The sequence below is a fragment of the Paenibacillus puerhi genome, from assembly GCF_009846885.1.
Taxonomy (GTDB): domain Bacteria; phylum Bacillota; class Bacilli; order Paenibacillales; family NBRC-103111; genus Paenibacillus_G; species Paenibacillus_G puerhi.
Genome location: NZ_WUWM01000003.1, coordinates 221,669 through 234,148 on the forward strand (window position 1 = coordinate 221,669; position 12,480 = coordinate 234,148).

Genomic DNA, 12,480 nt, shown 5'->3' on the forward strand with positions numbered 1-12,480 from the left:
GTTTTAACCCTTGATTACCACTTAAGGCCAAGGCTCAAACAGAAAAGCGCATAGGAAAGTGAGCCGGCTGCTTCACATCAGGTCAAAGGAACGACTAAGCGTCCTGCGGTAAACATGCGGACTGACACCCTTGCGCTTCTTGAACAGCTGGCAAAAGTGCGAGGAACTGAATTGACCGACGTCCCGGGCAATTTCCCCTACGCTCTTGGTCGTCGACAGCAGCTGATCGCATGCTTCTCGCAGGCGTCTGTCCGCGATATACGCGGTAAGGCTCATACCTGTATACTTGCGAAACAAGTGCGAGACGTAGTAGGACGAAAGGTGCAGGTCGCTAGCCATCCGTTCTAGCTGAAACGGCTGCTTATAGTTGGCCTCAAGCCAATCCATCATCTTCTCAACGTGCGAGGAGGTTTTGGCCGAAAGTTCGGGGACTCGACCGCCGGGAACGACATGCAGATGCAAATACCGCAGCAAGCCCGTCAGCAGCAAAGCCTGCTCTTCCTTTTCGTTGGCATCCGGCGACTGCATGGACTGTTCATAGTCGTCCAGCAGCATTGACAGCCGGGCATCCTCGCCAAGATCGAACACCTGCTGGGGGAGCGCCCCTTTCCAAAAGTGAAGAAACCAGGCATGCAGCCGGGGAAATGGGCTTAGCAGCAGATCCGCCATCCTGGGGTCGAAGGTCAGAATCGAGCGGACATATTGTCCTCCCGGCTTTCCGGGTACGTCGACCTTATGCAGCTGAAAGGGCTGGAAGCACATCAGCATGCCGGGCCGCATCGGAAAGCTTCGGCCTTCGACGGTAACTTCTCCTTCCCCCTCGTATACGTACAAAAGCTCGATGCCCTGATGAGCATGCAGCATTATCCAAGGCCACTGGGTGGTCTTGGCCCGGTGTGTCACGCGGAAAGCGGTCGGTCCGAGATCCATCGGGTCAATATAACTCATAGCATCCGTTCCCTTATAGCAAGATAGCTATATTTTAGCACAACCTCGCCCCATCCGTAACGGACTATAATAGAGGGAGATTAACCCATACTTTGACTGTAGGCCAGGAGGAGTCGACATGTGGAAACAAGCGATTGAAGATGCATTACGGATAACGGAAGCGAATATCGGCAAATTTAAGGGGAAATTCCCCCATGTCAGCGATGGCGGCACGAATTATGTGCTAAATGACAATAATGAATGGACCGACGGTTTTTGGTCGGGAATTCTGTGGCTGGCATACGAATATAGCAAGAAAGAAATATTTCACGAAGCAGCGGTCAAGACTGTCGACAGCTTTAACAGCCGGATGGAGAACAGGGTCGGACTGGAGCATCACGATATCGGCTTCTTGTATTCGCTGTCCAGCAAGGCCCAATGGATCATTGAGGGTGACGAACAAGCTAAAGCGCTTACGGTCAAGGCGGCTGACGTGCTGCTGGAACGCTGGCGCGAAAAATCGCAATTGCTGCAAGCTTGGGGTCCCAAGGACGATCCGGACAACGGCGGCCGTATCATTATCGACTGCCTGCTGAATCTCCCTCTGCTGTATTGGGCAGCCGAAGCGACCGGCGACAGCCGCTACCGCGAACTGGCCGCCATTCATGCGCATAAGAGCCGCCGGTTTCTCGTGCGCGGCGACGACTCGTCTTATCATACCTTCTACTTCGATCAGGAAACGGGAGACTCGCTGCGGGGCGGAACCCACCAAGGCTTCCGCGACGGCTCGACCTGGACTCGCGGCCAGGCATGGGGCATCTACGGCTTCGCCTTATCCTACCGCTATCTGAAGCAGCCCGAGCTGCTGGAGACAGCGAAGCGGATGTCGCGCTACTTCTTGGAGCATCTGCCTGAGGACGGCGTCGCCTACTGGGATTTCGACGTGCCGCAAACCCCGGAATCTAAGCGCGACAGCTCCGCTTCGGCCATCGCCGCAGCAGGCATGCTGGAAATTGCTGACATGCTCCTGGACAGCGATCCCGATAAGGACTTTTTCCGGAAAGCCGCTGCCGACGCGGTCAGCGCCCTCTATGAGCTTTATTCGACCCGGGGGGAAGCGGAGGCCGAAGGCTTCCTGAAGCATGGCTCGTACTCCGTACGCGGCGGCGCTTCGCCGGATGATTACACCATCTGGGGCGATTACTATTACCTCGAAGCGCTGATGCGCCTGGAGCGTCAAATCCCCGGCTACTGGTACGAACGCGGACGGTAAATGGAGCTTGTTTCACATCATCACAAACAAGGGAACGAAAGCCGGGGATCGCTCCCCGGCTTTCGCTGCTGCCTAGCTATCTCGTTTCACGGTGTAAAGTTACTTTCTTCAAGCGGGGGCAATACTTCTTAAGCTCCATCCGCCCGGGATGCGTTTTTTTATTCTTGCTCGTCGTATAATTGCGGTCTCCCGTCTCGGTGCATGCTAGCGTAACGACTACTCTCATCTTCGTTCACCTCCTCTGCCATAGGCCTTATCCGATTAAGACAAGGCTGCTTCCACCCCGTCCACGGCCCGCGGAAACGGGTCCGGGAATCGGCTCCAGTCCTGCCTCATCTCCTCCTCCGTCAGCAGACAGCCGTCCAGCTCCGCTATCAATGCCTCTTGATCCATGCCGATGCCGATCAATACGATTTTGTTGATCCGATCCCCGTGCAAGGGGTGCCACGCCTTTGCCAGCTCCGGATCTTCCAGCAGCGTGCTGGTTCGTTCGGCCTCCGGCAGCGCAGCTACCCAATACCCTGCTGGGCCGAATTGGATCGAAGGCCCCGCCTGGCTCAGGCTCTGCCCCATATCGCTGCGGCTGGCCAGCCAAACCATGCCCTTGGCGCGGACGATCTCGGCCGGCCAGGCCTCCATCCATTCCATCAGCCGCTGCGGGTGGAATGGCTTGATCCGCTCGTACACGAAGGAAGCGATCCCGTATTCCTCGGTCTCGGGCGTATGCTCGGCCTTTTCCATTTCCTTGATCCAGCCCGCGGATGCGCTCGCCGCATCGAAGTCGAACAGCCCCGTGTTCAGGATATCCGATGGCTCCACCGCCCCCTTCTCCGCACGGATCAGCTTGGCCCGCGGCTGCAGCTTGCGCAGGACGGCTTCCAGCTCATCCAGCTCCCCGGCCTCCACCAAGTCGCACTTGTTCAGAACAAGCACATCGCAGAACTCGATCTGATCGATCAGCAAATCCACCACATCCCGCGTATCGTCGCCCCCTACGGCCTCTCCGCGCTCCAGCAGCGTCTCTCCCGAAGAGAAATCATGCCAGAACCGGTACGCATCCACCACGGTAACCATCGTATCCAGACGGCAAAACTGCGAGAGATCGATTCCGTTCTCTTCACTTATATACGTAAACGTCTGGGCTACCGGAACCGGCTCGCCCACTCCTGTAGACTCGATCAGGATATAATCGAAGCTGCCCATGCGCGCGAGCCGCTCTACCTCCTTAAGAAGATCCTCCCGCAGCGTACAGCAGATGCAGCCGTTGGACATCTCTACGAGCGTTTCGTTCGTACGGGACAAGCCTCCCCCGTCGCGGATCAGCCCGGCATCGATGTTCACCTCGCTCAAATCATTAACGATCACGGCAACCCTCAAGCCTTGGCGATTATTCAGCACATGATTGAGAATCGTTGTTTTTCCGGCTCCAAGATAGCCGCTCAGCACGGTAACGGGAATTTTATTTGTCGACATGTCCAACCTCCAAAATCGTAATAATTACTATTTAACAGATTGTATAAATAAACGATCCGGTTGTCAAGCAAAGGATTCGCAAATTAGGAAGCACTTGTATGCAAAAAAGACCCGATTCTCTTATCCTTAAAGGATAAAGCTCGGGTCTCATTAAAAACGCGATATCGCAACAAATGAGGTTTGATTAGGTAACTTGCTTATGGTGCCAACCGATATCAGTAGACTTTTTCCATTCGCCAATGATTTTCTTATCGAATTAGAAAGGAGCAACGAGCATAATCTGTGTGCCCTTTTTATCCACAATCAATTGTTTGATTTCACTATTAACTACTCGCAATAGCTGTTATTGGAAAACGGCCATATATAGGATTATTATTCCATTCTTCAATTGATAGGATCTCAAAATCTTCAATCAGCCTTCTGGAAAACTCCTGCCCGTTCTGCAAATCAAAAGGAAGCTTGGACCGGATTTTCGTTCTGATCCTGAGTCTTTCTGTGCTACCTGCCGCAGCGCACTCCAGTACATAAACATACCTGTACGGCTTGTTCCGCCCGCTAACAAGTGCATAGAGGATACTACCGTAATATTTTAAGGCGATACTTCTGTAATGTTCATCAGATTTTAGTTTCTGGACAAAAGCTCCAGGGTTTGCCGCATTCTCCACATCAGCATTCTTGTATTCCATAAAAATAATCTCCTGATCCGTCTCTGCAATAAAATCTACATCGCTGAGAATGGAAGAAATCTTTCGATACATTTGATTTAATTCATCCGTAGCCCATACGGCATTGCTAAAATCAAACTGATATAGGTTGTTTTCTTCCTTAAATATTCGTTTCTCCACAACCTAATCCCCCAAATTCTTGTTAAAAACATCTTCAAGTAAGCGATCAAAGGTTTCGACAATGGCATTCACCCTCAGATCCTTAAAGTACCGGTTACTTTCAACCTCTACGCCATTTTCCTTTGGATAAAGGGAGTAAAAAATGACGTCATCTTTTTCATTTCTTTTGACTTCAAGATACTTCGAAAAAACATAATCATGCGTGGAAATAAAAATCTGAACGCCGCTTCGCTGCAGTTCCAGCAGCATGTCAACCATGACAGGAATATGCGCCGGATTAATATTGGCTTCCGGCTCATCCCAGAATAATACAGCGCCTTTCTCCAACGTACCATTTTTAATTAATTGCCAGAGTAACGCTATTTTGCGGATACCTTCCGCCACAAGTGAAAATTCAATTTTAGCATGACTTCCGGGTTTTAGGTAAAACCTTTCATTCTCTACCGTCACCTTGCCAGAGGTTATATTTTGTAAAATATCTAGGTACTTCTTTCTTTCCTTGGAGTCCTTTCCAGCCGAAATATCAACTTTAGCCGATGTGATAATGTCGATATAAGTCTCATCAAAATCGACGTTATTTTTATCAACTGCGGCCTCCAAGTTCCAGGCATTGGACAATATTTCTTTGGCCGGAATGAACGTGCTGGTCAATGAGGATAGCTGCTTCTCCCATTTCGCTTCGCCCGTAACCTCCGCATCCCATTTATTGGTTTTAGAGTGAAACTCGGCCGAGATTCGGGCAGCGTCCGATTCAACAACAACCATGGATCGAAAATTTCCAGGCTTTCTCCTAGCTAACCGGGAAATTCTCAGATTATCCGGCTTAAATACTTTTACTAACTTTTCGCTGAATGATACATCTATCCGGGCCGCCTGACAAGCACTGTATATGACTTTCATAATATGAGTTTTCCCGGTACCATTCTCACCGATAAATACATTAATCCCATTTGAGAACGAAATATCCAGCTTTTCAAAAACAGTGAAATTTTCCAAATTAATTTTGTTTATAGCCATTGTCCCACTCTCCTATTTCATAGAGCACATTCACAAGGATTTATTTTCCATTATATCATAGTAAATGAGGAGCCGCTTATATAGATCATCATGAGCTTTACTGATTCGGGCATCGCCTAAACTTCAAACTTCCGGCACACAGAGCTGGGGGAGTAGGCTTCTGGGTGTTGGAGTTGGATTAATGCTCTTTGTACGGCTATATAACCCCAAATCCCTGTACCTCATATGAGGAATTATAGTTCGCCATAATCCGAACAAATTCCTGCCTAAGTTGTCAAGTCACTATCTTCGTGGGATAATATACCTATATAACTAAATCTAAGGAGCGATATCCATTTCCATGCAGCCAACTGCTATATCTTCCCGATCTCATCCCTACATACTAACCGAATGGACCTCAGATACCATAACAAGCCAGCTACCCATCCACCTGTACACGCTTCCAGTCCGCAATATACAGGAAAAGCATCAGGAGAACAAAAGAGTCAGCCATGATCTAAAGAGACTCAATCGTATCCAACTTATCGAGTTCTACGAGCATCTGATTGCAGCCTGGGAACCCATTCACTCCTGGGACAATCACCGATATGTCCATTACGAATATCGTCCTATTGACCCAAGTATGCGGGCCGAGCGGGAGATGTTGGAGCGATTGTTGCTTCGGACACTCGAAGCTGCACAGCCCCTGAAAGAGATTTCGGCCCGAAACCGAAAGTTCACTTGGCTGAAGCCGGAAAAAGTCGTGGAGAATATCTCCATTCACCGCACCATCTATTGCGACGTTCGTGTCGACGAAGACCAATCCATTACAGTGGGCTTTGACATGAGCCATCAGTATCGGACTGAGGCAACCGTGCTGGATTTGCTATCCACGAACTCTATTCATCCAGGCGACCGGGTAATTGATAAATACAGTAACATGCATTATGAATTTGTCAAGCAGTCGGACCTAACGCTGGAACAGCCCGTCCCGGAACTTAACCAGTCGATACTGGATTACTTTCTAAATCAGCCCAGTCAGGCTTGGAAGGTTAAGGGTCTTAATCCCGGTATGCCAGTCGTTTATGTGAAGAACATCGGAAATCCCGTTGCTTATGCTCCGGTTATGTTGCAAAAGGAACTTGCCTTGACCACGCTGCCTAAATCGGTCATTGACCAAACTTCCGACGTGTACAAGCAAAATGCAGACACCAAGATGTCAACTCTGCTTAAGCAAATTCAACTCATTTTCTCCAGGACAGACAAACTAACTTTTTCAAGAGAGAAGTTTCCAGTGCATGAAGCCGGTTACCACATCGAGCACTTACAGCCCCCGGAGCTATTGTTCGGGAAAAGCACGTCTCATGACAAGTTCAAACACGGGCTTGATCGAGGGGGAGTCTATGCTCCCAGAACCTTGATCATCCATTTGTTCGCGAATCCCGGACTGCTCCAAGCCAAACGTGACTTAATATTAAATTTTACGAACAAGTTGTCCAAGCAGTCGGTACAATGGGGGGTTGAATTGAAATTTTCCAAAACTTCGGACAGCTATATGAACACGGACACGGACTTTTCAAATCCTCACCAATTGGCCCTGCTTATGAAGCGTTTGACGAAAGCTGTATTTCAAGAACCTACACTTATAATCGGCAATGAGAAGGAGGCCGAGATGTGGTACGACTTGATTAAGAAAGAATTTGGCGCCCGCGCGTCCATTCCTACCCAATTCATTAATGTGAACACGATATCCAAGGCCAATGAATATGTAATAGGCAATATTCTGCTGGGTCTTTACGCAAAGGCGAACATTCAATCCTGGATATTAAATCAAAGCCTATCCTCCGACTGCTTCATCGGCCTTGATGTATCGCATGAGGAGGGGCGGCATTCCACGGGCATAACGCATGTGATCGGAAGAGACGGGATGGTATTGTCCAGTAAAGCGAATACGTCCAATGAAGCGGGGGAAAAAATTCGTCATGAAACGATGTGCCAGATTGTTTATTCGGCTCTGGATATTTATGAGCAACAGTATGGGGAAACGCCTCGTCACATCACCTTTCATCGCGACGGTCGCTGTCATGAGGATCTTGCCCAATTGGATGAAGTGATGGCAAGTCTGAATGTCTCCTATGACATGATCGAGATCATCAAAAAATCCAATCGGCGAATGGCTTATTTTACGAGAGAGAAGAAATGGGAGACCAAGCAGGGCTGCTACTACCTGAAGGGAAACACAGCATATCTGACTTCCACCAATCCTCACCCCAAGATCGGTGTAGCTCAGCCTGTTAAAATTGTCAAGAAACAAGGCTCTCTGTCGATGCAAAAAATTGTACAAGACGTATATCATTTATCCTTTATGCACGTAGGCTCTCTGTTAAAGCCGAGACTTCCCGTCACAACTTATTATGCGGATCTCAGCTCCACCTTTTTCAATCGACAATGGATGCCTGCAGACCCTGGCCAAGCGCTGCATTTTGTGTAGAGTCGCTCGGCAAAAAGCCTATGTCCGCTTTGGACAGAGGCTTTTTGCGTGCAAAGCCTGCCCCCGCATGATCTCCTTCAGCGTCAGGATCGACTACCGCACACCGTTCCGGGTGATCGCAATCGCCGAAGCACGCTACGTCAGTTCCATGGCCTCGCCCATCCATGCTGCTTAAGCGCGAAAAAAATCAGACGGGCTTTTCCCCGTGACCATTTTGAACACCTGACTAAAGTAGGCGGCATTTTTATAACCGACCATTTCCCCGACCTCGTAGACCATATGCTGGCCGGATTGCAGGTAAGAGATAGCCTTTTGAATACGGTATTGGTTCAGATACTGGACGAAATTTTGCCCGGTCACCCGCTTGAACAGCTGGCTCAAGTACTTGGGATGTACATACAGCTCCTTCGCGATCGCGGCGAAACTGATATCCTCCCCGTAATACTGCTCCACATGCTGCTTGACGCTTTCCACCAGACGATTGCCCCTCCTGCCGGATAACTCCTGCTGGGAGATTTGCAGCCACTCCGACACCAGCTCGTGCATCCAGCCTATGAGATCCTTCAAGGCATACCGCTGCTGAATTTCCTGCAGAAACCGGGACATCGTAAGAGGAGGCGGCTGCTGCGGATGATCATCGTGCCAGACCATCATCAGCGAGCTGAACACGCCCACGCAGATCGTCTGGACATCGGCCAGCGACCCGCTCGCCTCCCCTCCCAGCCGCTCGTGAATTTGCGCCCATTGAGCTTTGGCCTGTTCCGCAAGCTTGCCCGCCAGGGCTTCGTTCCACTGCTTCAGCAGCGGAGCATAGGAATCGAAGGTCGTATCGAGCCGGGCGGACTCCCGGTAAGGGTATACCTGGCAGGAGCCTTGGTACTCCGCCGTGTCCAGCGCCTTGCGGCTCTCCAGGTAAGAGTCGATCAACTCATGCAGGCCGCTCTTGACGGAGCCTATACCGGCCAGAGCCTCGATCTTGAGCAGCGTCCTGATCCTCTCCGTCGCCATCCGCCCCAGCCGCTCGCAGAAGCGGTAAAGCTCCTCCTCCTCCGAATGGGGCGACAGCAGCAGCAGGACGAACAGGTTGTCGGAATAATCGAGCACGCCTCCGCGGAACGATGACAGCTTCAGCTCGTCCTCCACCAGTTCCCGGATCATGTTATCCGCCCCGAACCTCAGCAGCTGCCAGTCCCGTTCCTCCAGTCGGGTCAAAAAAGCAGGCCTCGTAATCCGCAGGCTGACGGCCGCCGTCCGGCGCGGACTGGGAAGCTCCAGATAATCGAGCCGTTCTTCGTTTATTTCATGAGCGAGATACCGCGTCGTTAACAATTCATAGAAAAACTTCTCGCGCAAATACGGCAGCATCCGGTCGATCTCCCGCTTATAATGCTCGTCCAGCCGGCGCTTCTGTTCCGTATGCTCCAGCTCCTGCAGGATTTCATCGAGCACCGACTCGATTTCGGACACGCTGGCCGGCTTGAGCAGAAAGTGACTGACTCCCCAGCGCATGGCCTGCCGTGCATTTTCAAACTCATCAAAGCCGCTTAGAATAATAATCGGGAGACTTGGATTTTCCTGCCTGAGCGCCTGGGCGAGCTCCACCCCGTTCATACCGGGCATATAGACATCCGTCATCACCAGATCCGGCTTCAGTTCCTTGTACCGCTCGAAAGCCTGCCGGCCGTCCATTGCCGTACCCGCTATCTTTAGCTTCAGCTTCGACCAACCGACATGCTGGGAAAGACCCTGCAGAATATGCGCTTCATCGTCCACAAGCAGAATCGTCCTCATCTGTTCTCACCGTCCAGCAGCCACTTTAATTGTTCCTCTGTCTCAATCACCGGGACACGTACCGTCACCCGGACGCCTCCCTCCTCCCGGTTCTCTACAAGCAAGCCGTAATGAGGACCGCAATACAGAACGATGCGCTGATGCACGTTGCGTATGCCGATGCCTGTCGTTTCCTCCAGCTTCCACTGAGCCGGCAGCCCTCTGCCGTTATCCGTCAAGGTAAGCTCCAAACACTTCCCCTGCCCTTCCTTCCTCAGCTCCCGGATCTTCAGACCGAGCTGAAGAGCCTGACCGCTCTGATCCGGCTTGCCATGGATCACCGAGTTTTCGATAAGCGGCTGCAGAATGACCTTCGGTATATAATAGCCTCGAACATGCGGGTCGATCTGCTCGGCGCATTCGATGGAGAACGGTTGACGCACCTGCTGGATCCCGATATAACAGCGGGCATGCTCCAGCTCGTCGCGCACCCGGATAAACAGCTTGCCCCCGCTCAGTCCGATGCGCAGCAGCTTGCCCAGCTGTGTAATCATCGAGCTGATATCCTCTGCCTTGTAATCCAGCGCGCGCCAATGGATCATATCCAGCGTGTTATAGAGAAAGTGCGGCTTGATCTGAGCCTCCAGAAGACCTGTCTGCGCTTCCCGTTTGAGCTTGCTCTCCTTCTGCACGCTGTCTATCAGCTCCTGCAGCCGGGACACCATATGATTGAAGCTGAAGGACAGCTGCACGTACTCCTCCGTAAAGCTGCTGGAGGTTTTCGCGTTGAAATCTCCTCTCTCCAGCTTCTTCATCTCCATCATTAACCGGCGAAGCGGCCGTACGGTGCCCTTGACGAGCACGTAGGCGAGCAGCGCAGAGATGGTCAGCCCCAGCAAGCCGATGACCAGCACATACCAGCCGGCCCGCTCAGTTGAAGCCAGCAGCTCGCTCGTCGCAATCACCTGGACCAGTCGCCACTGTACCGTATTGGGCTTGGAGAACAAGACCAGATAATCATGCTCCCCCTTGCGGTACAGCTCGTAGCCGTCGCTGAAGTTATGCGAATGCCTCGTGAGCCAGTCCGTATCCGGTATAGGCTGCACATCGGCGCGATTCGGATCATTGACCTGGATGATGATTTTACCGGCCGTATCCACTACAAGCACCTGGCCCTCCAGCACCATCGGCACGTCCGCGAAGTGACTCAGCACATCCTCCTGGGTCATTCGGATGACTAGATAACCATTCGTTTCTCCACGGCTGTTGAACATATGCTGTGCGTAGCCGATCAAGGATTGAGAAGAATCTCCCTCCTCCGCAGGAATCCAGACCGCATCCGCCTGCTTCAGCGCGGAAAACCACTTTTCCCCGGAAATATTGGAGACGGGGTACACGAGATCCGTAGAGCTGTATGGCACCTCATTGAACAGATCCGAATAAATTTCAATCGAGCTGATCCCTGTGTTGATCACCAGCATATGATGCAGCTTATCCGAGATTTCCCGTCTTCGCATCAGCATGTCATACTTGGACTCTACAGCTCCGCCGAGTCTTTCCGTGATCTCCTTCTGACTGACCACCGAGTACGCTGTATTGGTAATCTGGGTCATAAAGTCAAATCCCCGCTTGGTGCTTTCGTTCAACAAAGCCAATCTGGCCTTGCTGATCTCACTGAAAGCAACATCGGAGAAGGCCCGGTAAGAGAGCCAGATTACCCCAATGAACAAAACGAGGTTCAAGCCGATGAAGCAAACGACGATCAGTGTGGACAGCTTGCAGCGCCGAAGCAAGGAAGGCCATGAGGTAAAGCCGGAAGCACGCATATCATCACCCTATCCGGTTTCAAGTACCCTGATATTATCCCTTTATACCGGACGTTGCAATCCCCTCCACAAAGTACTTCTGGCACACGATGAAAATCAGGAAGCAAGGGGCCAGCGACAGCACGGACATAGCGAACATCGGCCCCCAGTCGGATTGAGAGCTGGAATCCAGAAACAGCCTCAGCCCGAGAGGCACCGTAAACATGGAGGTTTCGCTCAAATAGATCAGCTGGCTGAAAAAGTCGTCCCACGTCCACAGAAACGTGAATATCGTCGTAGTGATCAAAGCCGGAACGGCCAAAGGCACAATGACGCGCCAAAATATTTGGACGGGACCGCAGCCGTCAATCGTCGCCGCCTCGTCAAGCTCCCTGGGCAGACCGCGAATGAACTGGACGGTCAGAAAAATAAAGAACGCATCCGTCGCCAGCCATTTGGGCACGATCAGAGGCAGGTACGTGTTGACCCAGCCCAATTGGTTAAACAAAATATATTGCGGAATCAGCGTGACATGATGGGGCAGCATGATCGTGAGGAGCATAAGCCCAAAGCCGACGGCTTTGAAGCGAAAGCGCAGCCGGGCAAAGGCGTATGCAGCCATGGAGCAGGTCACCACATTGCCCAGCACCGCGCCCAAGGCTACGATCAGGGAATTGCCCAGGAACCGCGAGAACGGGTTATCCCCTACTCCTGCCCAGCCTCTCGCATAGTTATCCCATACCCACTGCTTCGGCCATAAACCGATTTCCGAGAAAATCTGATGGGCCGGCTTGAAGGAGCTGGCGACCATCCAAAGTACGGGGTACAGCATCACGAAGGCCATCCCGATTATGATCGCATGCTTGAACCATACGGATTTCCCTTGGACATGATCCATGA

10 protein-coding genes are annotated in these 12,480 nt (G+C 51.5%); 2 read left to right on the forward strand and 8 right to left on the reverse strand.

Annotation, left to right across the window (positions count from 1 at the left end; all coding sequences use genetic code 11):
* Nucleotides 1–72 precede the first annotated feature (72 nt).
* Nucleotides 73–948, reverse strand: a complete 876-nt coding sequence (locus tag GSF01_RS04445) for a helix-turn-helix domain-containing protein (protein ID WP_159881802.1) — start codon at nucleotides 946–948, stop codon at nucleotides 73–75.
* 118 nt (nucleotides 949–1,066) lie between these two features.
* Between GSF01_RS04445 and GSF01_RS04450 the strand changes: the two genes are divergently transcribed.
* Entirely contained in the window at nucleotides 1,067–2,200 is a 1,134-nt protein-coding gene (locus tag GSF01_RS04450) for a glycoside hydrolase family 88 protein (protein ID WP_159881803.1), read from the forward strand.
* Nucleotides 2,201–2,276: 76 nt separating this feature from the next.
* Here GSF01_RS04450 and rpmG read toward each other — a convergent pair whose 3' ends face one another.
* The 4 genes from rpmG to GSF01_RS04470 all read right to left on the reverse strand — a co-directional run bounded on the left by rpmG (nucleotide 2,277) and on the right by GSF01_RS04470 (nucleotide 5,535).
* Nucleotides 2,277–2,426: a 50S ribosomal protein L33 gene (gene rpmG, locus GSF01_RS04455; protein WP_159881804.1), complete on the reverse strand. Its 150-nt coding sequence runs from the start codon at nucleotides 2,424–2,426 to the stop codon at nucleotides 2,277–2,279.
* 35 nt (nucleotides 2,427–2,461) lie between these two features.
* Nucleotides 2,462–3,673 carry a GTP-binding protein gene (locus GSF01_RS04460; RefSeq protein WP_159881805.1) on the reverse strand — a complete coding sequence of 404 codons (1,212 nt, stop codon included), beginning with the start codon at nucleotides 3,671–3,673 and terminating at the stop codon, nucleotides 2,462–2,464.
* Nucleotides 3,674–3,996: 323 nt separating this feature from the next.
* Nucleotides 3,997–4,518, reverse strand: a complete 522-nt coding sequence (locus GSF01_RS04465) for a hypothetical protein (RefSeq protein ID WP_159881806.1) — start codon at nucleotides 4,516–4,518, stop codon at nucleotides 3,997–3,999.
* Between the two features lie 3 nt (nucleotides 4,519–4,521).
* The gene (locus GSF01_RS04470; RefSeq protein ID WP_159881807.1) at nucleotides 4,522–5,535 is read right to left on the reverse strand and encodes an AAA family ATPase; all 1,014 of its coding nucleotides are present in this window, start codon (nucleotides 5,533–5,535) and stop codon (nucleotides 4,522–4,524) included.
* Between the two features lie 340 nt (nucleotides 5,536–5,875).
* Here GSF01_RS04470 and GSF01_RS04475 point away from each other — a divergent pair, with 340 nt between their 5' ends.
* Entirely contained in the window at nucleotides 5,876–8,005 is a 2,130-nt protein-coding gene (locus GSF01_RS04475; protein WP_159881808.1) for a Piwi domain-containing protein, read from the forward strand.
* A 171-nt stretch (nucleotides 8,006–8,176) separates the two neighbouring features.
* On the opposite strand, the gene GSF01_RS04480 is transcribed toward GSF01_RS04475, so the two are convergent.
* The 3 genes from GSF01_RS04480 to GSF01_RS04490 are packed head-to-tail and all read right to left on the reverse strand — an operon-like array spanning nucleotide 8,177 to nucleotide 12,478.
* Nucleotides 8,177–9,796, reverse strand: a complete 1,620-nt coding sequence (locus GSF01_RS04480; RefSeq protein ID WP_159881809.1) for a response regulator transcription factor — start codon at nucleotides 9,794–9,796, stop codon at nucleotides 8,177–8,179.
* A complete protein-coding gene (locus tag GSF01_RS04485) occupies nucleotides 9,793–11,601 on the reverse strand; it encodes a cache domain-containing sensor histidine kinase (RefSeq protein WP_159881810.1) in 1,809 nt (602 codons plus the stop codon). Before GSF01_RS04485 ends, GSF01_RS04480 begins: the two co-directional genes overlap by 4 nt.
* Before the next feature lie 34 nt (nucleotides 11,602–11,635).
* On the reverse strand, nucleotides 11,636–12,478 hold the full coding sequence (locus GSF01_RS04490; protein ID WP_159881811.1) for a carbohydrate ABC transporter permease: 843 nt from the start codon (nucleotides 12,476–12,478) through the stop codon (nucleotides 11,636–11,638).
* Nucleotides 12,479–12,480: the final 2 nt, after the last annotated feature.